This is a genomic window from Cupriavidus sp. 86D6 (assembly GCF_057815095.1).
Genome location: NZ_JBYPSB010000003.1, coordinates 26639 through 50768, shown reverse-complemented (window position 1 = coordinate 50768; position 24130 = coordinate 26639). Strand labels below are relative to the sequence as shown.

Here is a 24130-nt window from a genome sequence, read left to right as displayed (position 1 = left end):
TGGCACGCATTCTGCAGAACAAACGGTTCCCCAATACGTCATGGAACGCAAAGGAGGCGCCGTCATGCCCGATCAGTCCCCACCGAAGCCAACCTCAGCGACGACCGTGCCTACGGGCCAGACCACGCCCCAGCACTCCGGCGACAATCCCAGCCAGGACCGCGCATCCGGCAGCAATCAGGACGGCACCTACGAAAAAGCCGTGGCAGACCGCCTTTCCGGCCGCCCCGAGCGGCTGGGATCGCCCAGCGTCGGCAACGTCGTATCGAACGCCGGCAAGACGCTGACCACCAACCAGGGCCTGCAGATTCCCGAGGATGACGACTCGCTGAAGCTCGGTTTGCGGGGCCCCACGCTGCTGGAAGATTTCCACCTGCGTGAAAAGATTACGCACTTCGACCACGAACGCATCCCCGAGCGGGTGGTCCATGCGCGCGGCGCGGCAGCGCACGGCTATTTCGAGCTGACCGAGTCCATCGAGGACTACACGACGGCCGAACTGTTCACCCGCGTCGGAGAAAAGACGCCGGTCTTCGTGCGGTTCTCGACGGTCGCTGGCTCGCGCGGATCGGCCGACCTGGCGCGCGACGTGCGCGGCTTTGCCACCAAGTTCTATACCCGCCAGGGCAACTTCGACCTGGTGGGCAATAACATCCCCGTATTCTTCATCCAGGACGGCATCAAGTTTCCGGACTTCGTGCATGCGGTGAAGCCGGAGCCGCATAACGAGATTCCGCAGGCGGCGTCGGCCCATGACACGTTCTGGGATTTTGTCTCGCTGCAGCCCGAATCGATGCACATGGTGCTGTGGACGATGTCGGGCCGCGCCATTCCGCGCAGCTTCCGCACCATGGAGGGCTTTGGCGTCCACACGTTCCGGCTCATCAATGCCAGGGGCGAGGCCACGCTGGTCAAGTACCACTGGAAGCCCGTGGGCGGCGCCCATTCGCTGATCTGGGACGAGGCGCTGAAGATCAATGGCAAGGACCCCGACTTCCATCGGCGCGACCTCTGGGAATCGATCGAGATGGGCCAGTACCCCGAATACGAGTTCGGCGTGCAGCTGGTGCCCGAGACCGACATGCTCAAGCTGGGCTTCGATCTGCAGGACCCGACCAAGATCATCCCCGAGGAACTGGTGCCCGTGAAGCGCATCGGGCGGATGGTGCTGAACCGCAACCCGGACAACTTCTTCGCCGAGACCGAACAGGTGGCGTTTCACCCGGGGCACCTGCTGCCCGGCATGGACTTCACCAACGATCCGCTCCTGCAGGCGCGCCTGTTTTCGTACATCGACACGCAGATCACCCGGCTGGGCGGTCCCAACTTCCACGAGCTGCCGATCAATCGCCCGCTATGCCCGGTCCACAACAACCAGCGCGACGGCTTCATGCGGCAAACCGTGGTGCAGGGCAAGGAAAGCTATCAGCCAAACTCGGTCAGTGGCGGCTGCCCGTTCCTGGCCGGCGACAAGGACGCGTACCGCCACTATCCGGCGCCGGCCGAAGATGGCGCGGTCAAGGCGCGCGTGCGCAGCAATACGTTTGCCGATCACTTCTCGCAGGCCAACCTGTTCTGGCGCAGCCAGTCCGACGTGGAAAAGCAGCAGATCATCGACGCCTACAGCTTCGAGCTGTCCAAGGTGCAGGACCCGGCCATCCGCTCGCGCGTGGTGGGGCAGATCGTGCATATCGCGCAGGAGCTGGCAGACGGCGTGGCGCAGCAGCTGGGCATCGCCGTGGAGCCGGTCGGGCCGGCGGTGCAGATCAACGACTATGGCGTGCAGACATCGCCTGCGCTGAGCCTCGACGCGCAACCCAAGGGCGACATCACGGGCCGCAAGATCGCGGTGCTGGTCAACGACGGCGTGGACGATGCCGCGATCCAGTCGCTGCAATCGCTGGCTGAAGGGCTGCGCGCCAGCGCGAAGATCGTCGGCCCGCGCGCCAGCAGCGTGACCACGGCAGGCGGCGCCGCGCTGCCGGTGGACTATGCACTGGCGTCCGTCGGCTCGGTGCTGTTCGATGCGGTCTACGTGCCAGACGGCAAGAACCCGCCGGCTGACCCCGATCCGCGCGCGTTGCTGTTCGTCAGCGAGGCCTACAAGCACTTCAAGGCGGTGGGTGCCGGCGGTAGCGGTGCAATGCTGGTGGCCGAAGCCGCGCGGCGCGCCGGCATACAGGGCGGCTTTGCCGGTCCGGGCCTGGTGATCGGCAAAAGCGAGGATGCCAAGACCCATCAGGCGTTTCTCGACGCGGTGGGCCAGCACCGCTGGTGGCAACGGCCCGATGCGATGAAGATTCCGGCCTAGGCGGTGCGGCTGACCGGCCGGCGTTGCACCCGGCCAGGTCAGCCTGTACGCGCGGTGTCCAGATGGGCCAGGCGAGCGGCTTCGCGCAGGCTTGCCACAATCTTGTCCAGCGCCGCGTCGCGCGCCTCTGACGATCGCTGGCGCAAGGCGAACGAGGGGTGGTACGTCACGACCACCAGCATGTCGTCGCACGCAACAGGTGCGCGCATCAGTTCCGACAGCGTCACGCGTTTCCGGTGGAGTACCGACCCGGCGGCGGTAGCGCCCAGCGCCACGATGGCCTTGGGGCGCACCTGTGCGATTTCCCGTTCCAGCCACAGGTGGCAGGCCTCGACTTCAAGCTGCCCAGGCGTCTTGTGCATGCGGCGCTTGCCGCGCAGTTCGAACTTGAAATGCTTGACGGCATTGGTCACGTAGACGGCGCTGCGCAGCACGCCGGCCCGCGCCAACGCCTCGTCCAGCAGGCGCCCCGCGGGCCCGACAAAGGCTTCGCCCCGGAGGTCCTCGTCGTTGCCGGGCTGCTCGCCGACCAGCATCAGCGGCGCGTGCGCAGGCCCCTTGCCCGGCACGGCCTGCGTGGCGTCGTGCCAGAGGTCGCAGCGTCGGCACGCATTCAGGTGCGCCGCATCGGCAATCGGGATGTCTCGCTTCGCCGCCATGCGCAGGCCTGTACCGTCAGCTCAGGTTCAGGGTTCGCTCCGAGGGCGCCGTGGATGCCGATTGCCCGGACGCGGCCCCGTTATCGACCCGGCCATCGCTACGGTCGTGGAGATCTTCACGACGCTGCACGCGGATGCGGTTTTCGACATCCTGCACCCCGAACACATCATCGGCGATATCCTCGATCAGGTGCTTTTCATAGCGGTCCTCGACCATGCCGGACAGGGTCACGACGCCGGCGGCCACCTCGACCGACACCTCCGACACATCGACGCCATCGTGCAGGGTCAGCCGCTCGCAGATTTCGTCACGGATCAGGTCGTCGGCGCGCTGGTAGTTTTTCGGGCCGGCATGGCGCGCGGCGCCGATACGCGCGGAATTGACCTGCTGCGTGGGATGCGCGCGGTAGCCGGGATCGCGGGGATACACGCGCTGGGCACCGTTGAATGACTGGCCACCGCTGTCGCTGTTGCCAAAGTACCCGGCACCGCCATAGCCGGGCTCATCGTGGCGCTGGTCGCGGTCGCGGTGCGCCTTGGCACGCCAGCTCTCGGCGCCGGACGACGCACGGGACTCGCGGCGCTGCGGTTCGGTATCGCGTGCCGCATCGCGCGTGGCTTCGTCGCCGGCAGGGTCATGCCTGTGCCGGCGCAAAAAATCGAACATGATCCGCTCCTCATGGTTGCCGATATCGTGGCTGGCGCAAGAAGCATGCCGTGCGCACCGGGGTCTGCCCGGTTACTTCGGACGCGGCGGCTTCAGGTCTTCGCCCACGGCGGGCAACCTGCCCTGCCGGCGCAATGTGACGGCCTGCGCCACGGCAGCGGCGGCATTCTCGACCTCCTTCTGCACGCCCGTATCCGCGTCGAGCGCCCGGTGCGACGTGGCATAGGGAGCGTAGTACCCGATAAAGCGGTCGAGTTGTGCCTGGGGACCCGCTTCGAGCAGTCCCATCCAGTTCAGCCAGTCCGACAGCGACCGGCGCACGCCTTCGATGCCCGCCACGTCACCATGCACCACCACGCCGAAGACGCGGCCCGCCAGGTGCTTGGGATAGTCCCAGCCCTGCAGTTCCAGCGCCTTGGCTTCCGGAACCTTCTTGCCATGCGTGCTGCTGGGATCGGGGTTGCCGCCATCGGCGCAGACCAGCCGGTCCATCATCAGCTTCAGCGGACTCGCTACCTGATACCAGTAGGTCGGCGTCACGATCAGCACGCCATGCGCGCGGGCCCAGCGCGGATAGATCTCTGCCATCCAGTCATTGACCTGCCCCAGCGAATGGTTCGGATAGCAACTGCATGGCCAGTGACAAAGCGGCATCGACGTGGAGACACACCCCTTGCAGGGGTGGATATGCCGGTCCGGATCGGACGTCAGCAGGCTCAGGTCCAGCGTGTCGACGGTCATCCGCAGGGCTTCCATCCTTGCCCGGGCGATGCCGGCCAGGCGCCACGATTTGGAGATCTCGCCAGGACAGGTGTAGTCATTCCTGGCCGCGCCAACCACGAGCAGCACACGCGATGGGCTGGCAGGATCGTCATGCTCGCGCTGCGCATCGCGCACGGCATCGCGCGACTGGCGCCATTCGACGGACAGGTCGTAGTCCGGATCGGCCGCACCGGGGCCTGCCTTCGCGGTCACGGGTGCCTTGCGCCCCTCGCGGTAGGCATCCCACGCGATGGCTTCCAGCCGGTCGATCGCGGCGTCCTCGGTCCGGAAGGCGGGGTCATAAAACCGGGCGCGAAAGCGTTCGCGGAACACCTCGCGCGGCATCTGTGCCGTGACCTGCCCCTTGCGCACGTCCTGCGCGGCCTCTGCGTGGGGGGCCTGCCGTTGCTTGTCCGCCATCGTCCGGTTACTGCGGCGGCTGGCCGTTCGACGCGCTCAGGCCGCCGTCCACGGGCAGGTTCACGCCCGTGATGAAGCGCGCATCGTCGCTGGCCAGAAAGGCAATCGCCCCGGCGATATCGTCCGGCTCCGCCGTGCGTCCCAGTGCGATGCGCTCGCGAAACTTGTCGAGCAGCGCCTCGTCCTTGAACATGTCGACGGTCAGGTCGGTGCGCGTCAGCGTGGGACACACCGCGTTGATGCGCACGCCATCGCGGCCATAGTCCAGCGCCAGCGCGCGCGTCAGATTGACCACGCCGCCCTTGGCCGCGTTGTAGAAGCAGAGCTTCCAGTCGGCGCCAAGCCCCGACACCGACGCGGTATTGACGATGCAGCCCTTGGTGCGGATCAGGTGCGGCAGCGCTGCCCGTGCGCCGAAGAACACCCCGTCGAGGTCGGTCGCCATGACAGTGCGCCAATCCTCCACACTGGCTTCCGTCGCACGGCCCTCAGGCGCCACACCGGCGTTGTTGACCATGACATCGAGTTTGCCGAAGCGATCCACTGCGGCGCGGACCAGGGCTTCCACCTGGTCGAGCTGGCTCACGTCGGTCACCTGTACGAGGCGTTGCGCGTTCGGCAAATCGCTGGCCACCCGTTCGAGCTTGTCGCGTGTGCGCCCTGCCAGTACCACGGCCGCACCCTCCGATGCAAACCTGCGCGCGGCCGCTGCGCCGATGCCCGAGCCCGCACCTGTCACGATCACGACCTTGTCCTGGAACCGGTTCATGGTGTTCCTCCCCGGTGCCGATTACCGCGCGCCACCGCCGGCGCCGCCCGCCGCGCCGCCACCCGCGCCGCCACCAGACGTGCCGCCCATCCCGCCGCCCGAGGTGCCGCCCATCCCGCCACCGGAGGTGCCACCCACCCCGCCGCCCGAGGTACCGCCACCCATGGTGCCGGTGCCCGTGGCGCCACCCGTCGTGCCACTTCCCGCGCTGCCGCCCGGCACGCGTCCGCCCGGCGTCATGCCCGTTCCCGGTGGCAGGCCAGTCGGCGTATCGGTCCTGCCGTCGCCAGGGTTCACGCTGGAAGTACCGGGCCTGCCGGCAGTACCCGGCGTTCCCGGCGTGCCGGGCCTGCCCACGGTACCCGGCGTCCCCGTCGTCCCAGGCATGCCCGGGGACGGCGTCGCGCTGCCATAGTTGCTGCTGTCAGTGGGCCCCGTGCCCGGGCGCGTATTCGGCGCGCCATATGGATTGCCCGAGTTCGACGGATTGGCGCGGCCGCGCTGGCCCGCCTGATTTCCGGCAGCGTTGGAGCCGGTACCGCCGGGCACCGTCGTCGCGCCGGGCGACGTCGAACCGGCGCCGCCACCGGTGCCCCCTGCACCCACGCCGCTGCCTGTCTGCGCATATACGGCGCCCGTGCACAGCACGACTGCTGTCATCGCGATCAGCTTGCCTGATTTCATGCCTTTTCTCCCAATCGGTGGATGAAAGATCTGCACGATCCTCGCAACGCCCATGCCGGGTGACGGGCCGCTCCAGCACGCCGTGCCTTCAAGCGTCAGATCCCGCCTTTGCGCCACCTGCCGTCACCCGCCGGGGCCGGCAACGCAGCGTCGCCGGCATGTGGCGCGTGCGGTGCCGCAATAGACCATTGGGTAGTAAAAATCTCCGCCCGATCGTCAGATGTACGTGCAACGGCTGCATCCGTGCTCTGCGTCGTGCCTTTGCGGGCTGGCACGGTCGATGCGTCGACTAAAGCCCTTCGCAACCCATGCATGAGGAGCGCAACCATGAGCGACACGACACCGGAAGGCGTGCAGCTGGAGAACCCGGCCGGCCCTGAAACCAGCGCGCCGCTGACGAACCATCGCTATGGCGGCCACAGCGGCGTGAGCGACGATCATCGAAAGCGCCAATACGAGCAGGCCATGCCTGCGCATCTCGATAACGCTCCCACGCCCCGCTATTCGCCGTGCGGCACGACGGAACCAGCCGGCATCGAACAGCACGGCATGTACGGCACCGCGCCGCGCCCGGCCGCGCCGCCCACCATGGCCGAATCCACCCGACCATTGCCCGGGCCCGCTTCTCTTGGCCAGTACGACAACGTCGACATGCAGGCCATCGCGCCACGCAGCGCCATCCAGCAGCGCGAGGTGCTGGACGAGCGCCTGGCCCAGTGGGTCGATCCCGGCACCGTCAAGGCAACGATCTCGGACGGCGTCTGCGTGCTGACCGGGCACGTGCACGACGTGCAAACGAAAGCCCGGATCGGACGCGTGGCGCAGGAATGCCTGCCGTCCCATGAGATCCGCAACCAGCTGGAACTAGCCGTTACCGGATAAGCAGTCGCCGGGCGACGCAAGCGGCAGTCGGTGCCAGTGACATCGACGGGCACGCTTGTTGCGCCACGGTGGTTTCCGATGGCACATCACAGGAGACTGCAATGGCATCCAATCTCTCTTCCTCCCAGGGCGCCGGCATCGTCGGTTCGGGCGTGGGCGAAGGCCCGGGCCCCGAAGTCATGGCCGCGTCTAGCCTCGACGACACGAAGGTCTATGCGTCCGATGGCGAGCACGTGGGCGAGATCAAGGAGATCATGATCGACGTTCAAAGCGGGCGGGTCGCATACGCCGTGCTGACGACTGGCGGCTTTCTTGGCATTGGCGATACGCTGCATGCGATTCCCTGGAGCGCGCTGGTCATGGACACCGACGCGAAGTGCTTCCGGCTTGGAATGACCGCCGACCGCATCAAGAACTCCCCCGGCTTCAACAAGGACAGCTGGCCGAGAATGGCCGATCCGCAGTGGGCCACCACCGTCCACCAGTATTACGGCCGCGACCCGTACTGGACCAATGTGGGCGGCCCCGTCTGACCTTCGCCACCGGATGACGCGTCGCGCCGACTGCCACCGCGCATTCGTACCACACGGGTGCGCGGCGTCGGCGGGGGCGCGTATCTACCCGCGACTGCACGCCTTACAAACCGGTGATTCAAAAGCCGGCGCGGTAGCCGCCGCAATGTCCGGGGCACCGAATGGATACCCCCGCTGATCGCCGCCGAAACATGGTGGCGCTGCAGCTACGCCGGCGCGGCATCGTGGATGCCCGTGTCCTGCAAGCCATGAGCGACGTGCCGCGTGAGCGGTTCGTCCCCGAGGCGGCCACGCCGAGCGCCTACGACGATGCGCCGCTTGGCATCGGACAGGGCCAGACGATCTCCCAGCCCTATATCGTCGCGCGCATGATTGAAGCGGCGCGCCTGTCGCCCGCTGCGCGCGTGCTGGAGATCGGCACAGGGTCGGGCTATTCGGCCGCTGTGACCGCGCGCGTCGCGGCCCACGTTGTCTCCGTGGAACGGCACGGTGCGCTGGCGAACGCAGCGGCCGGACGGCTCGCGGCGCTCGGTATATCGAACGTAGAGATTCACATTGCGGACGGCACGCTTGGCTGGCCCGCGGGCGCACCGTACGACGCCATTATCGCCACGGCGGGAGGCCCCCGCATCCCGGATGCATGGATCGAGCAGCTGGCACCGGGCGGCGCGTTGATCATGCCGCTGGGCGCCCTGCATTCGCAGCAAACGCTGGTGCGGCTCGTTCGCGAGGCCGATGGACGCATTACGCGCGACGACCTCGGACAGGTCATGTTCGTGCCGCTGATCGGCGAGCAAGGATGGGAGGACCCTCGCGCGGGCAACATGAGCCCCGCTGCGCGGGCGTTCGCCGATGCGGCGATCCCGCTTCCCGATATCGACGCCCCCGACTTTGCCGATTGGATCGACCGTTTCCGCGATTGCCGCGTGGTGTTGCTGGGCGAATCGTCGCACGGCACGTCGGAGTTCTATCGCGCCCGTGCCCGCGCCACGCAGCGGCTCATCGAACGGCACGGCTTTACGATCGTTGCCGTGGAAGCGGACTGGCCCGACGCCGCCTCCATCGACCGCTATGTGCGCCAGCGGCCGCCGCCGTCCGGCGCCCGGGCCAGCAGCGGCATCGACGCGTTCGCGCCGTTCTCGCGCTTCCCTACATGGATGTGGCGCAACCAGGAGGTGGCGGCGTTCGTGCAATGGCTGCGCGGCTACAACGCGCAGCGCCCCGCGCCAGACCAGGCGGGCTTTTTCGGGCTGGACCTGTACAGCATGAAGGCGTCGATGGCGTCGGTGCTGGCCTACCTCGACAGGATCGACCCCGCAGCGGCGGCCGAGGCGCGGCAACGCTACGCCTGCCTGGACCCCTGGCGGCAGCAGCCCGCTGTCTACGGTCGCGCGGTCCTGTCAGGCGCATACTCGGCATGCGAAGACGCCGTGATCGCGCAGTTGCAGTCGCTGCTGGCCCAACGCATCGACTACGGCACCCAAGGCTTCGAAGACTATTTCGACGCGGCCCAGAACGCGCGGCTCGTTGCGTCGGCCGAACAGTACTATCGGCTGATGTACTACGGTGCCGCCGCGAGCTGGAACCTGCGCGACACCCACATGTTCGATGTCCTCACCCGCCTGCTCGACGCACACGGCCAGCACGCCAAGGCGGTGGTCTGGGCTCACAACTCGCATATTGGCAATGCGGCAGCCACCGCCATGGGCACCGACCGCCAGGAACTGAACATCGGGCAACTGTGCCGCGAGCGTTTCGGAACCCGCGCAGCGTTGATCGGCCAGGACACCTATGTCGGCACTGTGGCGGCGGCCTCCGATTGGGATGGTCCGATGGAGGTCAAGCGCGTGCTGCCCGCCCGGACCGACAGCTACGGCTTCGTCGCCCATGAAGCCGAGGTGCCGCGCGCATTCGTGGATTTGCGCGGCAATGTGGCGTCCTCCAGCGCGGCGCTGCGCGCGGCCTTGATGGCGCCCCGGCAGGAGCGGTTTATCGGCGTTATCTACCGTCCAGAGACCGAACTGGTCAGCCACTATGCACGCGCGGTGCTGCCAGAACAGTTCGACGGGTGGGTCTGGTTCGAGGAGACCTCGGCCGTCACGCCCTTGCCCGTGGACCAGACGCCCGGCATGGGCATGCCAGAGACGTGGCCTTTCGGCCTCTAGCGCGTCCCCCGCAGGCCGGCGGATGCATCGATCGCGCGACAACTCGCCCAGCGTTTGAAACGTACGCGCGTGTGTCAGCTTTGCAACCAAATTGTCGGATTCCTCCGACAGCCATTTCGGAGCCCCGCGTCTGTTTCGCCTGTGGCCGGATGCCTATCGTGTCATCACGGCAAGCGCAATGACACAAGGCTGCCAGCTGCAACCCGCATCAACGATTGCCGAGCGCGGCGCGCATCGCACGCAACGACGCATCTTCCTTGGTACGCACCGCGACGTCGGTGCCGGGAGATTCTGTCGTCGCAGGCATGTCTGGCTCGCTCCCTGAACTTCAAACGGAAACGAGGTGAAAGCATGACGCAATTCAGGAAAAGGATCATTCTGGGACTGGCGCTGGCAACGACCGCCGTACTGGCGGCCTGCGGCGGTGGCGACGACGGCATCGATGACCGCATCGGCGTCAGCAAGCCGGCGGTGCGCGTGATCCATGCAGTCACGGCAGGCCCCAATGTCGACGTGCTGCAGAATGGCGCGAAGACGTCGTTGACGAACATCCCGTACAAGACAGTGTCGGGCTACTTCGACGTCTCGACGGGCAACAACCTGTTCGCCTTCAATCTGACGGGCACGTCGACGCAGATTGGCTCGGCCACCGTGGATGCGCACACAGGCCACAAGTACACCGTGATCGCCCTGCCCGGCACCACGACCGCCGACGTGGCGCAGATTGACGATCCGTATGGCAAGGGGCTGCTTGATACGTCGGCGCGCGTGCGGACCTTCAATGCGTCGATCAACGCGCAGAACATCGACGTGTACCTGACCACGCCCGCGGTGGATCTGAACTCGGTGTCGCCGAACATGGCATCGGTTCAGTACAAGGCCGCCGTACCAGCGTCGGGCCAGGACTCGCAATATGTGGATGGTGGCACCTATCGCCTGCGCATCACTACGGCGGGCACCAAGAACGTGATCTTCGACTCGGGCGCGCTGACCATCAGCAAGAACGCCGACTGGCTGATTACCACGATCCCGGCCGATGGCTTTGGCGCCGTGGTGCCGAACAAGATCAAGGTGCTGGTGGCCCAAAGCAACACCAACAATGCGACGGCCCAGGAACTGGTGACGCAGACATCGTCGCAGTAACGCCAGACCTGCGCCGGTCCTTTCGGCAGCGACGCCCCGATGCCCTTGCGGCATCGGGGCGTTTTTCCTGGGGCAGCCAGGTTTAATCTATCCGCCGCAGTGTCCACACGACCGCCAGCGGCTTCCGGCAGACGCCCCGGCTATCCCGGCGGGTCCGCCTCGGTCAGTCCTGGCCGATGCCGGCTTCGTCCTTGAGCACCGCAAGGTGCGACAGGTAGCTATCCAGCTCGGCACGGCCCTGATCGGTGATCGTGTACACGCGCCCGTTGCCCTCCACCAGCTCGGCGGTAATCGCGCGAGCCATCATCAGGCTGCGCAGCACTGGCCGCAAGGCACGGATGTTCTTGTCGATGCCGCGCTCGCGCAGACGCTCCATCAGGTTGAACACCGTGGATGGGCTGGACTGCACCAGCTTGAGGATGTACAGCCGGGAAACGATCCGGTCGAGCGAAGGCGGTTTCATAGGCGCAGGTGACGCAGCCAGAGGTGCGGTAAGTCTAATCATCATGCGCAGCCCGAGACTGCTTGCGCAGCCAGGCCCTCATCGTCTTGAATGCCAAAAAAACGGGGTGCACGCAGTGGCACCCCGAAAGCTTGCTAGTGTCGCGCCGCCTGGGCGGCGCGATCGTTCAGGAACGCCACGGAGCGTTATTCTTCCTGGAACGCTTCTTCGCGCTTTGCCTTGATCGACGGCAGCGCCACCACGGCAACCAGGGCGGCTGCGGCAATCAGCAGGCCCACAGACAGCGGACGGGTGAAGAATACCGTGAACTCGCCACGCGACAGCAGCAGCGTACGGCGGAAGTTCTCTTCCATCATCGGTCCCAGCACGAAGCCCAGCAGCAGCGGCGCCGGCTCGCACTTGAGCTTCAGGAACAGGTAGCCGATCACACCGAAGGCGGCTGCCATGAACACGTCGAAGGTCTGGTTGTTGACCGAGTACACGCCGATGCAGCAGAACGTCAGGATGGCCGGGTACAGGAAGCGATACGGCACGGTCAGCAGCTTCACCCAGATACCGATCATCGGCAGGTTCAGGATGATCAGCATCAGGTTGCCGATCCACATCGAGGCGATCAGGCCCCAGAACAGCGACGGGTTGCTGGTCATGACCTGCGGGCCCGGCTGGATGTTGTGGATCGTCATCGCACCCACCATCAGCGCCATCACGGCGTTCGGCGGGATACCCAGCGTCAGCAGCGGGATGAATGACGTCTGTGCCGCGGCGTTGTTGGCCGATTCCGGACCTGCCACGCCTTCGATGGCGCCCTTGCCGAATTCGTGTGCGTACTTCGAGGTCTTCTTTTCCAGCGAGTAGGCTGCAAACGAAGCCAGTGCCGCGCCGCCGCCCGGCAGGATACCCAGCGCCGAGCCCAGCATCGTGCCACGCAGCACGGCAGGAACCATGCGCCGGAAGTCTTCCCTGGTCGGGAACAGGTTCGTCACCTTGTTCGTGAACGTCTCGCGGGCTTCCTTCTGTTCGAGGTTCGCGATGATTTCCGCGAAGCCGAACATACCCATGGCCAGCGCCACGAAGTCGATGCCGTCGGTCAGTTCAGGCACGTCGAACGAGAAGCGCGCAGCGCCCGAGTTCACGTCGGTACCGATCAGACCCATCAGCAGACCCAGCACGATCATCGCCACAGCCTTCGGCAGCGAACCCGAAGCCAGCACCACGGCACCGATCAGGCCCAGCACCATCAGCGAGAAGTACTCGGCGGGGCCGAACTTGAACGCCAGTTCCGACAGCGGCGTTGCGAATGCGGCCAGGATCAGCGTGGCCACGCAACCGGCGAAGAACGAACCGAGACCGGCAGTGGCCAGCGCCACACCGGCGCGGCCGCGCCGTGCCATCTGGTAGCCATCGATGGTGGTCACAACGGACGACGATTCACCGGGCAGGTTCACCAGGATGGCGGTGGTGGAACCACCGTACTGCGCGCCGTAGTAGATGCCGGCCAGCATGATCAGTGCAGCGACCGGCGGCAGCGAGTACGTGACCGGCAGCAGCATGGCGATGGTGGCCAGAGGCCCGAGGCCCGGCAGCACGCCGATCAGCGTACCCAGCACGCAGCCCAGAAACGCGTACGCCAGGTTCTGCAGCGTCAGTGCCGTGGAAAAGCCCAAGGCAAGGTGTTCAAACAATTCCATTTGAGGCGACTCCTTAGCCGGTGATGAAGGCAGGCCACACCGGCATCTGCAGGTTGATGCCGTACACGAACGCGCCCATGCTGATCAGCACGAGCACGACGCTGTTGAGCAGCGCGCCCTTCCAGCTGAACTCATGGCTGGCCATCGACGACACGATCACCAGCACGAACACCGACAACACCATGCCGAGCGGCTTGAGCAGCAGGCCGAACAGCACGACGGAACCGAGAATCCACAACAGGATCTTCAGGTCCCAGCGGGCGAGCTGGTCTTGCTCACCCTTGGACGACAGGGCCCCGATCGTCACGACCGCGCCCAGCAGTGCAAGCACGAGCCCGAGCAGGAACGGAAAATATCCGGGGCCCATCTTGGCGGCAGTTCCCATGGAATAGCCGCGAGCGACGAAGGAAAAGCCCAGGCCGACCAGAACGAACATCAGGCCGGAGGCAAAGTCCTTTTGGCTGCGTATGCGCAAAACGATTCTCCTCAAAGTTGTGAAAGCGGTACGCGTGGTTCACCGGCTCTGGCACGCCACGCTGCGAACGCGCGAGTGTGGACACGTTCGACGCGATGGGGCGAACGATAAAAATAGGAACTTTCAGCCGCCTTTCATTTGTCTGGGTTTAGGGTATTTCCCGATCTCCACTTCGGCGGGCACCTTGCCGCAATACATCACATCGTGATACAAATGCCCGGCATCGACGACATCGGTGCAAGCCAACTGAAAGGCAGAGTGGTAAGACGAATGAAAGGAAAGATTGCGCAGTGAAGCGGCCGCGCGGCGTCCGGGGTGCCGCGCAGCTTTCGACTGGCTTACAGATGCATCGGGCCGCGGGCCGTGGAAATCATATGTGTTGTCATGCGGAGGGCCTGATGCATGTGTGCATGCGTCTTTTTTCTTCAGCGGACCGTTTCGGCGCCTGCGTCGACGTCCTCGCACGGACATCCCATGCTCGTGTCGGGCGCTTGGCCCACCGCTTCGGGTTGCGGCGTGGCGGGCAGGATATGGCTGCGCTTCCAGTTGCCAAAACGGTAGTACAGGAAGGCCAGCGCCACCGAGACCACCGAACCCAGCGGAAAGCTCCACCAGATCGATTCGGCCCCGATATGACCGGCCAGCCCCCAGGCAAACGGCAGCCGGATCACCCACATCGAAATGAACAGGATGACCAGCGGCGCCATCACCGCACCGGTTGCCCGCACCGTGCCGAACACCACGATCGTGAAGCCGAACAGGATGAACGACCAGAGCACCACGCGGTTGATGTGTTGGGCGATCTCGATGGCCACGCTGTCGTCGCCCAGAAAGATGCCAAGCGAATGGCGGTTGAACAGGTAGACCAGCGCCACGAGCGCGCCCGTCATCAGCACGTTGAACAGCAGGCCCACCTGCGTGATGCGCGACACGCGCGCCCACAGGCCCGCGCCCACGTTCTGCGCCACCATCGACGACACACTGGCGCCCACCGCGAGCGCCGGCATCTGCACGTAGGTCCACAGCTGCGACGCCACGCCGTAGGCGGCCGTGGTCTGTGACCCGTAGCCGTTGACCAGCGACATCATCACGATGGCCGACGACGAGATCACCACCATCTGCAGGCCCATCGGCAGGCCCTTGGCCACCAGCGCCCTGAGGATGGCCGCATCGGGCTTCAGCAGCGCCAGTTGCGTACGATGCAGCAGCAGGAAATGCTTGCGCCGGTAGAGCAGCCCAATCATCGCCACCAGACTGGTCAGCTGGGCAATCAGCGTGGCCAGCGCCGATCCGGCAATGCCCAGCGCGGGCAGCGGCCCGACGCCGAAGATCAGCACCGGATTCAGCACCACATCGAGCACCGCCGACAGCAGCATGAAATAGAACGGCGTGCGCGAGTCTCCGGCGCCGCGCAGCGTCATCATCACGAAGTTGTAGAAATACATGAACGGCAGCGCGACAAAAATGATGCGCAGGTAGATGACGGCCAGTGGCGCGGCATCGTGCGGCGTCTGCATTGCCGCCAGGATCTGCGGGGTGAACACGAAACCCAGCGCGGATGCCAGCACGGACATGCCCACGAAGAACGTGGTGCTGGTGCCCACCACCCGGCGCGCCTCGTCGATGTCCCGTGCCCCGATAGCCTGGCCGATCATGATCGTATTGGCCATGCTGATGCCAAACACCACGCCCAGCAGAAAGAACAGGATGATGTTGGCGTTGGACGTGGCGGTCAGTGCCGCTTCGCCCAGATAGCGGCCCACCCACACTGAATTGATCGAGGCGTTCAGCGACTGGAGGATGTTGCTGCCCAGCACGGGCAGCGAGAACATCAGCAGCGTCCGGCCAATCGGGCCGGTGGTCAGTCTGGCATCGGGCTTCATAGGGGAATCTATTTTTTCCGCACTGCAGCAATAAAGACCAGCAGGGCGCGGTTGGATGAGTCGGGAGCGGGCAGCGGACCCGCCAGTCTAGTTGGCGGTCCGCCGCCGCGCCACCGGCATTGCGCTGACACGCCCCGGCCGATTATCGACCACCGCTGATCTCTATGCGCATTTAGCCGCGACGCGTTAAGCTTGCGGCTTTCCGACCGATCGTTCGCGGCCGCCGGCCGGCCGTCCCAACCCGTACAGGAGACACGCATGGCGTACCAGGATCTCGCCCTCTACATCGATGGAGAATTTGTCAAGGGAGGCGACCGGCGCGAGCAGGACGTCATCAACCCGGCCACCCAGGAACTGCTGGGCAAGCTGCCCCACGCCAGCAAGGCCGACCTGGACCGCGCGCTGGCCGCCGCGCAGCGTGCCTTCGAGACGTGGAAGAAAACGTCACCGCTGGAACGCTCGGCCATTCTGCGCCGCGTGGCGGAACTGACCCGCACCCGCGCCAAGGAAATCGGCCGCGACATCACGCTGGACCAGGGCAAACCGCTGGCCGAAGCCGTGGCCGAAGTCACCATCTGCGCCGAACACGCGGAGTGGCACGCCGAGGAATGCCGCCGCATCTACGGCCGCGTGATTCCGCCGCGCAATCCCAATGTGCGTCAGATCGTGGTGCGCGAGCCGATTGGCGTCTGCGCCGCGTTCACGCCGTGGAATTTCCCGTTCAACCAGGCCATCCGCAAGATCGTGGCAGCCATCGGCGCCGGTTGCACGCTGATCCTGAAGGGCCCCGAGGATTCGCCCAGCGCCGTGGTGGCACTGGCGCGCCTGTTCCACGATGCAGGCCTGCCCCCGGGCGTGCTGAACATCGTCTGGGGCGTGCCGAGCGAAGTGTCCACTTACCTGATCGAGTCGCCGATCGTGCGCAAGATCTCGTTCACGGGCTCGGTGCCGGTGGGCAAGCAGCTTGCGGCCATGGCCGGCGCCCACATGAAGCGCGTGACGATGGAACTCGGCGGCCATTCCCCGGTGCTGGTGTTCGATGACGCCGACATCGAGCCGGCCGCCGAGATGCTGGCTCGCTTCAAGCTGCGCAACGCCGGCCAGGTGTGCGTGTCCCCGACGCGCTTCTACGTCCAGGAAAAGGCATATGACCGCTTCCTGGCGCGCTTTACCGAGGTGATCGGATCGATCAAGGTCGGCAACGGCCTCGACGACGGTACGCAAATGGGCCCGCTGGCGCACGAGCGCCGTATTGCCTCGATGGAACAGTTCCTCGACGATGCCAACCATCGTGGCGGCAAGATCGTCGCCGGTGGCTCGCGCATCGGCGACAAGGGCTTCTTCTTTGCCCCCACCGTGGTGACCGACCTGCCCGACGACGCAAAGCTGATGGTGGACGAGCCGTTCGGCCCGGTCGCGCCGGTGACCCGCTTCAAGGACACCGAGGAAGTACTGCGCCGCGCGAACAGCCTGCCGTTTGGCCTGGCCTCGTACGTGTTCACGAACTCGCTGAAGACGGCCCACCAGGTCTCGAACGGCCTGGAAGCCGGCATGGTCAATATCAACCACTTCGGCATGGCGCTGTCTGAAACGCCGTTCGGCGGCATCAAGGATTCCGGCATCGGCAGCGAAGGCGGCCAGGAGACCTTCGACGGCTACCTCGTGACCAAGTTTATTACGCAGGTCTAAGCGCCGTTGCGGCCCCTCTCCCACCCGGAGAGGGGCGCCTTCCGCCTTGCCCTTGCTGTCCCCGCCTGTTGTTCACCGCCCCTGCGCCTTACTTTCCGCCCCTGGCCTTCCTGTAGTCCTCCGCATACGCCTTCCACTGCGCCAGCGACACGTCGCGGCCGTGCCGGGCCAGCCGTAGCGCCATCGACTGCCAGCGCCCGCCCGCGGCGTAATCCTGCAGTTTCTCGATCCGGTCCGCCGCCTGATGGCCGCAGCCACGCAGGTGGGCCCAGGCAGCCGCGCGCGCCATGCAGGCCAGCACATCGACCAATGCGGCCTTGTCACGGCAATACGCCAGGTCCACGCGATCGGTGGTCGGCTGCAGGCTCTTGACGACAAACGACTCGCGCCGGCCTGGCGCGACATATGACAGCAGCGCCGGCGAGGCCGCCTGCATGATCTGCTGGGTCGTCACCACGCGCTGGGCGTCGCTGCTCCAGTGCGGCTGGTGACGCTGCAAATCCAGCCAGGCGCTGGGCGCCGCGCGCTTGATATCGATAAGTCGTTGCGATGTGGGGAATTGCGTGTCATGCGCCAGCACGACGTAGCGTTCCAGTCCCAGGCTGCCCACGCCGGCCACGCGGCGGGCGGCATCTTCGGCAACAAAGCGATGACCGTGATGCTCCTGCTGCGAGTAGAGGGCCAGGATATGCGCGGCCCGTTCGCGCGCATCGCGTTCGGCGCGCAGCGCCCGCCGGTCAAGATTGAGCCGCCTGCGCCCGCCACGCAGCGTGGTGCGCGCCGCCAGCAGCGCCCCCCGCCGGCGGCGTTTCACCTGGCGCAGCAGCGTGGCCACCAGCCCGGTTGCCGTCGCGCGTTCGATCCAGCGCGGCTTGCCGGTGCGCAGCGTATGGGTATATTCGCCCAGCATGTTGGCGCAGGCCACGTGGGCGTCCGCTTCGGACAGGCCGTACTGGTGCGCGGCCACCAGCACGCTCGACAGCATGCGCACGGCGTCCACGGTAAATGGCGCCACCAGCGCGTCGTCGAAATCGTTCAGGTCGAAGTACACCAGCCCGTTGTCGCCCTTGAACGATCCGAAATTCTCCACGTGCAGATCGCCGCAGACATAGGTGCGGGGCGCATCCAGCCCGATCTCGGCCCGCAGCGATGCCGCGTAGAGATGGTTGGTGCCCCGGAAGAATGCGAACGGCTCCGCCGCGATGGCGGCCAGCTTCATGGTCAGCCGGTCCGGGTCGCGGCCATGGTTGTAGAGCAGGATGCTTTCGGTGACGGCGTGCATGTGCGAGGTCCCTGGGAAACGTCGCGGCGCCCGCCGCCAGCATGGGGACGCTAGCGGAAAAACACGCCGCGGGTCAGGAAAGTGTAATCCGCTTCCGCAGCCATGAGCCATACCAGCACCAGCAGGCACAGCGGCGGCAACAGGATCGCGCAGATCAGCGCCAACCGTTCCCACGCCATGTGCATGAACACGGCAACGATCAGCCCGGCCTTGAGCAACATGAACAGCAGAAGCAGGAACCAGCGCAGGTACCCGGTCAGGTTGAAGTAGTCCACCATGTACGACATGGTGGACAGCACGAACAGCAGCAGCCACACCTTCAGGTACAGCTTGATCGAATGCGTTTGCCCCCCGTGCTCCTGGGCCGGTTCGCCGTGCGGCGCCGCTTGGGTTGGTGTCGATGCCATGATGCGCCTCACCACAGGTAGAACAGCGCGAAGATGAAGACCCAGACCAGGTCCACGAAGTGCCAGTACAGGCCGGCGATCTCCACGGGCTGGTAGTTCCCGCCGATGTCGTAATGGCCGCGCAGCACCTTGCTGGCGATCACCAGCAGATAGATCACGCCACACGTCACGTGAAAGCCATGGAATCCCGTGATCATGAAGAACACGGAACCGAACTGCGCAGCGCCATGCGGGTTGCCCCACGGCCGCACTCCTTCCAGGACGATGAGTTTGGTCCATTCGTATGCCTGCATGCAGACGAAGACTTCGCCCAGCCACGCCGTCACGAATATCAGCTTGGCGCAGTTCATGCGGTCGCGCCGGTAGGCGCAGTTGACCGCCATGGCCATCGTGCCGCTGCTGGTGATCAGCGTGAACGTCATGATCGCAATCAGCAGCATTGGCACCTGCCGGCCGCCAATGTTCATGCCGAAAAGCTCGGCCACGTTCGGCCAGGGCACCGTGGTGGCGATCCGCACGGTCATGTAGCCGGTCAGGAAGCAGCTGAAGACGAAGGTGTCGGACAGCAGGAAGATCCACATCATCGCCTTGCCCCACGACACCTTGAACGCGCGCTGGTCCGAAGACCAGTCGGCGACCAGGCCGCGCAGGCCGCCCGGCGGATGATCGTGCGGCGACGCCGCCGGGGTGGAGAGTTGCGAACTCATCGGTGTACCTCCCTCATCCCCGGCCGCAGATGTAGTTGACGAGCTCGGGCGTCAACCACGCCAGCGCGGCCAGCAGTACGATCCATACGCCCAGCAGAAAATGCCAGTACCGGGCGCAAAGACCGATGCGCACCTGCGTGCGCATGCCGCTGCCGCGATCGAACGCCACGAATGCAAAGGCGACGAGCCCGCCAATCATGTGAAGACCGTGCATGGCCGTCAGCAGGTAGAAAAAGCTGCCGGCCGGATTGCTGGCGGGCACGACATGCGCGGCATAAAGCGCCGCCCACCCCCAAAGCTGCGATCCCACGAACGCCAACGCGCCGAGTCCGCCCAGCCGCAGCGCCCCGCGCGCGCGCGCCATGCGCCCAGCCCTGGCCGCACGCGATGCCACCGCCATCGCCACGCTGGCCATCGCAAGCAGGCCCGTTGACAGCCACACCTGCCACGGCAAGGCAATCCGATGCCAGTCCGGGCTGTCCATGCGCATGACGTAGGCCGCCAGGAACAGCGTGAACAACGCGGCCACCACGCCCATGAATACCCACAGCCCCGTGCTGCCCGGTGCACGCTGGCCGTGGCCGTGCATGGCGTCGCCGCCCGCGCCGCTGCCGGGCGAATCGGGCGATACGCGGAAAACGCCGGCTCCCGAAGCGGCCGCCATCGGATCGGCATTCATGCCACGGCTCCCCGGCTGGGATACGGCTCGGGCTCGCCACCCCCGGCATCGGGTGGCGCGTTCTGCGCGATAAAGTCCTCGCTGGCGCCCGGCACGCTGTACGCATAGGCCCAGCGATACACCACGGGCAGATGCGGCCCCCAGTTGCCATGCACGGGAGGCGTCTGCGGCGTTTGCCATTCCAGTGACGCCGCGCGCCAGGGATTGGGGCCGGACACCCTTCCGCGGCGCAGGCTCCAGAACAGGTTGAAGACGAACAGCAGCTGGGCCGCCGCCACCACGAAGGCCGCGATGGAAATGTACATGTTCATCGTATGCGCCGATTCCGGAATGAAGCTGTAGTTGTCCCAGGCGTAGTAGCGGCGCGGCATGCCCATGATGCCCAGGTAGTGCATCGGGAAGAAGATCGCATAGGTGCCCACGAACGTCACCCAGAAATGAATGCGGCCCATGGTGTCGTTGAGCATGCGCCCGGTCACCTTCGGATACCAGTGGTAGATGCCGCCGAACACCACCAGGATTGGCGACACGCCCATCACCATATGGAAGTGCGCCACCACGAAATAGGTGTTGGAAAGCGGTATGTCGACGCTGACGTTGCCGAGGAACAGCCCCGTCAGGCCGCCGATCACGAAGGTGCTGATGAACGCGATGGCGAACAGCATCGGCACCGAGAAATGAATGTCGCCCCGCCACAGCGTGATGACCCAGTTGTACACCTTGATGGCCGTTGGCACGGCGATGATCAGCGTGGTCGTGGCGAAGAAGAAGCCGAAGTACGGATTCATGCCGCTCACGAACATGTGGTGCGCCCAGACCACCACGGACAGCAGGCCGATCGCCAGGATGGCCCAGACCATCGTACGGTAGCCGAAGATGCTCTTGCGCGAATGCACGCTGACCAGGTCGGAGACGATGCCGAACGCCGGCAGCGCCACGATATACACCTCGGGATGCCCGAAGAACCAGAACAGGTGCTGGAACAGCAACGGACTGCCGCCCTTGTAGTTGAGCTGCTGGCCCATCGACACCATGGCCGGCATGAAAAAGCTGGTGCCCAGCGTCTTGTCGAGCAGCATCATCACCCCGGAGACGAACAGCGCGGGGAACGCCAGCAGCGCCAGGATGGTGGCCATGAAGATGCCCCACACGGCCAGCGGCATGCGCAACATCGTCATGCCCTCGGTACGCGCCTGCAGCACGGTGGTCACGTAGTTCAGCCCGCCCATGGTGGCGGCGACGATGAAGATCAGCAGCGACACCAGCATCAGGATGATGCCCCAGTCATGCCCCGGCGTGCCCGGCAGGATCGCCTGCGGCGGATACAGCGTCCAGCCCGCGCCCGTGGGCCCGCCTGGCACGAAGAAGCTGGCCAGCAGCACGATCACCGACAGGAAGTAGACCCAGAAGCTGAGCATGTTCAGGAACGGGAACACCATGTCGCGCGCGCCCACCATCAGCGGGATCAGGTAATTGCCGAAGCCGCCCAGGAACAGTGCCGTCAGCAGGTAGATCACCATGATCATGCCGTGCATGGTGACGAACTGGTAGTAGCGGTTGGCGTCGATGAACTCGAACTTCCCCGGAAACCCCAGCTGCATGCGCATCAGGTTCGACAGCGCCACGCCGACCAGCCCCACGAAGATGGCCACCAGCGTGTATTGCACGGCAATCACCTTGTGGTCCTGGCTCCAGACGTAGCGCGTCCAGAAGCTCTGCGGACCGTGATGGGTGGCGTCGTCGGCATAGGCCATCGTGTCCTCCTTGCCTACTTCCCGGCCTGGGGCGCCGCACCGGCGCCGGAGCCCAGCGAATGGATATAGGCGGACAGCGCCGCCACCTCCGCATCGGTCACGGGCACCTTCGGCATGACCGGCCCAAAGCCCTTGACCACACGCGCCTGCGGATCCTCGATTTCCTTCTTCAGGAAGGCGTCGTCGACGGTGGCACTGCTGCCATCGGCAAACGTCTGCGTGCTGCCATACAAGCCCTTCCACGACGGGCCCACGCCCTGCGTGCCGTCGATGCTGTGGCATGCCACGCAACCTTTGCTCTGCGCCAGCGCCCGACCCTGCTCGACGTTGCCACTGGCGCCCGCGCCGGGGGCAACGCCGGTTCCCGGCAGCGCGGCCGGCTGCGGCGCCTTGGCCTGGGTCATCGCGAAGGTCTGCTGCTTGGCCAGCCAGGCGTCGAATGCCGCGGGTTCCTCCACCACCACATGGCCGCGCATGTTGTAGTGCCCCACGCCGCAAAGCTGCGCGCACAGGATGTCGTACTTGCCCACTTGCGTGGGCGTGAACCAGAACGAGGTCACCATGCCGGGCACCATGTTCATGCGGGCCCGGAACGGTGGCACATAGAAATCGTGCAGCACGTCCTTCGATCTCAGCAGCACCTTGACCGGGCGGTTCAACGGCAGGTGCACTTCCGGACCCAGTACGATCACATCGTCCTGGCTGTTCGGGTCGTCCGGATTCAGGCCCATCGGATTGGTGGCGCTGGTGAAGCGCGGGTCCGTGGTGCCCAGCGTGCCGCCCCGGCCGGGAAAACGGAATGCCCATTGCCATTGCTGGCCCACCACCTCCATCGCCATGGCCTCGTGCGGCGGCCTGACATAGTCGGCGTAGACAATCAGCCCGGGCGCCAGCAGTGCCATGATGCCCACCGCGCTGAGGCCGATCAGCCAATGCTCCAGCCGGCGGTTTTCGGGCTCGTAGGCGGCCCGATGCCCCGCGCGATGCCGGAAGCGCCAGACGATATAGCCCAGGAGCACATTGATGCCGACGAAGAACGCGCCGGTGATGACGAGGGTAATGGTGAGCGTGTCGTCCATCTGTTTCCAGTTGGACGCCAGCGGTGTCAGCCACCACGGGCTCAGGAAATGAAAGAGCACCGAAGCAGCGACCATGATGACGAGCACGACCGCGATCGCCATGTCCCCCTCCTCTTACGCACGCAAGGGAACGGGCCGGAAGGCAGGGGCAGGCAGGTGCGCCCGTTCACGCACGTGGAATAAGACTAGTGCATCGGTTCAGGCCACTGCAAGGCGACATGTGCCCCATATCGTTCGGAGACACTCGCGCGGCCGCACCCGGCATGTCACGCGTGCAGCACAGCAAAAATGGCAGTGGGGACATCCTGGTCCCAACTGCCATCCGTGGGCGCACGCGGGCGGTGGCTCACAGCCATGCCATGCGCTCAACACCTTGCATCACGAGACGATGTATCTAGTGCACGACATCGCGCGATTCCAGCTTCCAGTAGCACAGCGCGATGCACATGCCGAAGATCAGGTGGCCCACCAGCGTATGCCAGCCCCGCGCGTCGATGAACCACGGGAACGCGGCCGTCATCACATGGAAGTTGAACAGGTAGACCACCAGCCCGAATCCGGCGCCCACCAGCATCGACATGCCCACGCTCGAATCGAGCTGGAACGGCGCGATGATGGCGCAAAGCACACACCCCAGCACAATGCCGATCACGAAGTGAATGATCAGCGCCACGGCCACCGTGCTGACACTGAACATCGACGTCTGCAGCACGTCGGGGCCCATCACGATGGCAGCGATCAGGCGCGTGGTGCCCCACGGATGCACGCCGGCCACCATGCTCGACCAGAACATCTCCACGACGATCAGCAACGCCCCTGCGGCCAGGCCCGATACTGCGGCGGCAGACCAGTCGGGCAGGCGGCGCACGTAGTGGTGCGAATGCATGTGAAGTTCCATAGCTTCCTCCCATTGGTGGCCGACGATAGCCATCATGCGTCCAGCATAGGACACCGGCCGCGGCAGATGCAGACGGCCCACCCTCCTGTCACGTTGTGCAGCGCGGCGCAGCGCACGAACGGTCCCATCGG

At 65.5% G+C, this 24130-nt stretch carries 22 protein-coding genes; 6 read left to right on the top strand and 16 right to left on the bottom strand.

Annotated elements, in window-relative coordinates; translation table 11 throughout:
• Positions 1-64 precede the first annotated feature (64 nt).
• Positions 65-2311 carry a catalase gene (locus AC3G88_RS09255; RefSeq protein ID WP_488772788.1) on the top strand — a complete coding sequence of 749 codons (2247 nt, stop codon included), beginning with the start codon at positions 65-67 and terminating at the stop codon, positions 2309-2311.
• A 38-nt stretch (positions 2312-2349) separates the two neighbouring features.
• Here AC3G88_RS09255 and AC3G88_RS09250 read toward each other — a convergent pair whose 3' ends face one another.
• From AC3G88_RS09250 to AC3G88_RS09230, 5 genes are all read right to left on the bottom strand, one after another.
• Positions 2350-2970: a UdgX family uracil-DNA binding protein gene (locus tag AC3G88_RS09250; RefSeq protein ID WP_488772789.1), complete on the bottom strand. Its 621-nt coding sequence runs from the start codon at positions 2968-2970 to the stop codon at positions 2350-2352.
• Positions 2971-2986: 16 nt separating this feature from the next.
• Positions 2987-3637 carry a BON domain-containing protein gene (locus AC3G88_RS09245; RefSeq protein ID WP_488772790.1) on the bottom strand — a complete coding sequence of 217 codons (651 nt, stop codon included), beginning with the start codon at positions 3635-3637 and terminating at the stop codon, positions 2987-2989.
• Between the two features lie 72 nt (positions 3638-3709).
• On the bottom strand, positions 3710-4819 hold the full coding sequence (locus AC3G88_RS09240; RefSeq protein WP_488772791.1) for a flavodoxin family protein: 1110 nt from the start codon (positions 4817-4819) through the stop codon (positions 3710-3712).
• Positions 4820-4826: 7 nt separating this feature from the next.
• Positions 4827-5588: a meso-2,3-butanediol dehydrogenase gene (budC, locus tag AC3G88_RS09235; RefSeq protein ID WP_488772792.1), complete on the bottom strand. Its 762-nt coding sequence runs from the start codon at positions 5586-5588 to the stop codon at positions 4827-4829.
• Positions 5589-5609: 21 nt separating this feature from the next.
• Positions 5610-6272 carry a hypothetical protein gene (locus tag AC3G88_RS09230; RefSeq protein ID WP_488772793.1) on the bottom strand — a complete coding sequence of 221 codons (663 nt, stop codon included), beginning with the start codon at positions 6270-6272 and terminating at the stop codon, positions 5610-5612.
• Positions 6273-6599: 327 nt separating this feature from the next.
• On the opposite strand from AC3G88_RS09230, the gene AC3G88_RS09225 reads away from it, so the two are divergent.
• The 4 genes from AC3G88_RS09225 (at position 6600) to AC3G88_RS09210 (ending at position 10995) form a co-directional block, all read left to right on the top strand.
• Positions 6600-7154, top strand: coding sequence for a BON domain-containing protein (locus AC3G88_RS09225; RefSeq protein WP_488772794.1), 555 nt, complete (start codon positions 6600-6602; stop codon positions 7152-7154).
• Positions 7155-7255: 101 nt separating this feature from the next.
• Positions 7256-7687 carry a PRC-barrel domain-containing protein gene (locus AC3G88_RS09220; RefSeq protein ID WP_488772795.1) on the top strand — a complete coding sequence of 144 codons (432 nt, stop codon included), beginning with the start codon at positions 7256-7258 and terminating at the stop codon, positions 7685-7687.
• Positions 7688-7848: 161 nt separating this feature from the next.
• Positions 7849-9852: a protein-L-isoaspartate(D-aspartate) O-methyltransferase gene (locus AC3G88_RS09215; protein WP_488772796.1), complete on the top strand. Its 2004-nt coding sequence runs from the start codon at positions 7849-7851 to the stop codon at positions 9850-9852.
• Between the two features lie 351 nt (positions 9853-10203).
• Complete coding sequence (locus AC3G88_RS09210) at positions 10204-10995, top strand: DUF4397 domain-containing protein (RefSeq protein WP_487522754.1); 792 nt, start codon at positions 10204-10206, stop codon at positions 10993-10995.
• Positions 10996-11158: 163 nt separating this feature from the next.
• Here AC3G88_RS09210 and AC3G88_RS09205 read toward each other — a convergent pair whose 3' ends face one another.
• From AC3G88_RS09205 to AC3G88_RS09190, 4 genes are all read right to left on the bottom strand, one after another.
• A complete protein-coding gene (locus tag AC3G88_RS09205; RefSeq protein WP_488772797.1) occupies positions 11159-11458 on the bottom strand; it encodes a helix-turn-helix transcriptional regulator in 300 nt (99 codons plus the stop codon).
• A gap of 185 nt (positions 11459-11643) precedes the next feature.
• Positions 11644-13146: a tripartite tricarboxylate transporter permease gene (locus tag AC3G88_RS09200; RefSeq protein ID WP_488893355.1), complete on the bottom strand. Its 1503-nt coding sequence runs from the start codon at positions 13144-13146 to the stop codon at positions 11644-11646.
• A gap of 13 nt (positions 13147-13159) precedes the next feature.
• Entirely contained in the window at positions 13160-13621 is a 462-nt protein-coding gene (locus AC3G88_RS09195; RefSeq protein ID WP_153949202.1) for a tripartite tricarboxylate transporter TctB family protein, read from the bottom strand.
• 425 nt (positions 13622-14046) lie between these two features.
• Complete coding sequence (locus tag AC3G88_RS09190) at positions 14047-15504, bottom strand: MATE family efflux transporter (RefSeq protein WP_488772800.1); 1458 nt, start codon at positions 15502-15504, stop codon at positions 14047-14049.
• Positions 15505-15762: 258 nt separating this feature from the next.
• Between AC3G88_RS09190 and AC3G88_RS09185 the strand changes: the two genes are divergently transcribed.
• Positions 15763-17193: an NAD-dependent succinate-semialdehyde dehydrogenase gene (locus AC3G88_RS09185; RefSeq protein ID WP_488772801.1), complete on the top strand. Its 1431-nt coding sequence runs from the start codon at positions 15763-15765 to the stop codon at positions 17191-17193.
• Positions 17194-17281: 88 nt separating this feature from the next.
• On the opposite strand, the gene AC3G88_RS09180 is transcribed toward AC3G88_RS09185, so the two are convergent.
• The 7 genes from AC3G88_RS09180 to AC3G88_RS09150 form a co-directional block, all read right to left on the bottom strand.
• Complete coding sequence (locus AC3G88_RS09180; RefSeq protein ID WP_488772802.1) at positions 17282-18475, bottom strand: DUF2252 family protein; 1194 nt, start codon at positions 18473-18475, stop codon at positions 17282-17284.
• Positions 18476-18525: 50 nt separating this feature from the next.
• Positions 18526-18882: a cytochrome C oxidase subunit IV family protein gene (locus AC3G88_RS09175; RefSeq protein ID WP_488772803.1), complete on the bottom strand. Its 357-nt coding sequence runs from the start codon at positions 18880-18882 to the stop codon at positions 18526-18528.
• Positions 18883-18890: 8 nt separating this feature from the next.
• Positions 18891-19589, bottom strand: a complete 699-nt coding sequence (locus tag AC3G88_RS09170) for a heme-copper oxidase subunit III family protein (protein WP_153949197.1) — start codon at positions 19587-19589, stop codon at positions 18891-18893.
• Between the two features lie 13 nt (positions 19590-19602).
• On the bottom strand, positions 19603-20268 hold the full coding sequence (locus tag AC3G88_RS09165; protein ID WP_488772804.1) for a cytochrome c oxidase subunit 3: 666 nt from the start codon (positions 20266-20268) through the stop codon (positions 19603-19605).
• Entirely contained in the window at positions 20265-22022 is a 1758-nt protein-coding gene (gene ctaD, locus AC3G88_RS09160; protein ID WP_488772805.1) for a cytochrome c oxidase subunit I, read from the bottom strand. The genes AC3G88_RS09165 and ctaD overlap by 4 nt, the downstream gene beginning before the upstream one ends.
• Before the next feature lie 14 nt (positions 22023-22036).
• A complete protein-coding gene (locus AC3G88_RS09155) occupies positions 22037-23203 on the bottom strand; it encodes a cytochrome c oxidase subunit II (RefSeq protein ID WP_488772806.1) in 1167 nt (388 codons plus the stop codon).
• A gap of 292 nt (positions 23204-23495) precedes the next feature.
• Positions 23496-23999, bottom strand: a complete 504-nt coding sequence (locus AC3G88_RS09150) for a hypothetical protein (protein WP_400394341.1) — start codon at positions 23997-23999, stop codon at positions 23496-23498.
• Positions 24000-24130: the final 131 nt, after the last annotated feature.

What these genes read in the sequence shown, in the direction of transcription:
- AC3G88_RS09255 (WP_488772788.1), top strand. Translation starts at nt 65, where the DNA reads ATGCCCGATCAGTCCCCACCGAAGCCAACCTCAGCGACGACCGTGCCT.
- AC3G88_RS09250 (WP_488772789.1), bottom strand. Translation starts at nt 2,970, where the DNA reads ATGGCGGCGAAGCGAGACATCCCGATTGCCGATGCGGCGCACCTGAAT.
- AC3G88_RS09245 (WP_488772790.1), bottom strand. Translation starts at nt 3,637, where the DNA reads ATGTTCGATTTTTTGCGCCGGCACAGGCATGACCCTGCCGGCGACGAA.
- AC3G88_RS09240 (WP_488772791.1), bottom strand. Translation starts at nt 4,819, where the DNA reads ATGGCGGACAAGCAACGGCAGGCCCCCCACGCAGAGGCCGCGCAGGAC.
- budC (WP_488772792.1), bottom strand. Translation starts at nt 5,588, where the DNA reads ATGAACCGGTTCCAGGACAAGGTCGTGATCGTGACAGGTGCGGGCTCG.
- AC3G88_RS09230 (WP_488772793.1), bottom strand. Translation starts at nt 6,272, where the DNA reads ATGAAATCAGGCAAGCTGATCGCGATGACAGCAGTCGTGCTGTGCACG.
- AC3G88_RS09225 (WP_488772794.1), top strand. Translation starts at nt 6,600, where the DNA reads ATGAGCGACACGACACCGGAAGGCGTGCAGCTGGAGAACCCGGCCGGC.
- AC3G88_RS09220 (WP_488772795.1), top strand. Translation starts at nt 7,256, where the DNA reads ATGGCATCCAATCTCTCTTCCTCCCAGGGCGCCGGCATCGTCGGTTCG.
- AC3G88_RS09215 (WP_488772796.1), top strand. Translation starts at nt 7,849, where the DNA reads ATGGATACCCCCGCTGATCGCCGCCGAAACATGGTGGCGCTGCAGCTA.
- AC3G88_RS09210 (WP_487522754.1), top strand. Translation starts at nt 10,204, where the DNA reads ATGACGCAATTCAGGAAAAGGATCATTCTGGGACTGGCGCTGGCAACG.
- AC3G88_RS09205 (WP_488772797.1), bottom strand. Translation starts at nt 11,458, where the DNA reads ATGAAACCGCCTTCGCTCGACCGGATCGTTTCCCGGCTGTACATCCTC.
- AC3G88_RS09200 (WP_488893355.1), bottom strand. Translation starts at nt 13,146, where the DNA reads ATGGAATTGTTTGAACACCTTGCCTTGGGCTTTTCCACGGCACTGACG.
- AC3G88_RS09190 (WP_488772800.1), bottom strand. Translation starts at nt 15,504, where the DNA reads ATGAAGCCCGATGCCAGACTGACCACCGGCCCGATTGGCCGGACGCTG.
- AC3G88_RS09185 (WP_488772801.1), top strand. Translation starts at nt 15,763, where the DNA reads ATGGCGTACCAGGATCTCGCCCTCTACATCGATGGAGAATTTGTCAAG.
- AC3G88_RS09180 (WP_488772802.1), bottom strand. Translation starts at nt 18,475, where the DNA reads ATGCACGCCGTCACCGAAAGCATCCTGCTCTACAACCATGGCCGCGAC.
- AC3G88_RS09175 (WP_488772803.1), bottom strand. Translation starts at nt 18,882, where the DNA reads ATGGCATCGACACCAACCCAAGCGGCGCCGCACGGCGAACCGGCCCAG.
- AC3G88_RS09170 (WP_153949197.1), bottom strand. Translation starts at nt 19,589, where the DNA reads ATGAGTTCGCAACTCTCCACCCCGGCGGCGTCGCCGCACGATCATCCG.
- AC3G88_RS09165 (WP_488772804.1), bottom strand. Translation starts at nt 20,268, where the DNA reads ATGAATGCCGATCCGATGGCGGCCGCTTCGGGAGCCGGCGTTTTCCGC.
- ctaD (WP_488772805.1), bottom strand. Translation starts at nt 22,022, where the DNA reads ATGGCCTATGCCGACGACGCCACCCATCACGGTCCGCAGAGCTTCTGG.
- AC3G88_RS09155 (WP_488772806.1), bottom strand. Translation starts at nt 23,203, where the DNA reads ATGGCGATCGCGGTCGTGCTCGTCATCATGGTCGCTGCTTCGGTGCTC.
- AC3G88_RS09150 (WP_400394341.1), bottom strand. Translation starts at nt 23,999, where the DNA reads ATGGAACTTCACATGCATTCGCACCACTACGTGCGCCGCCTGCCCGAC.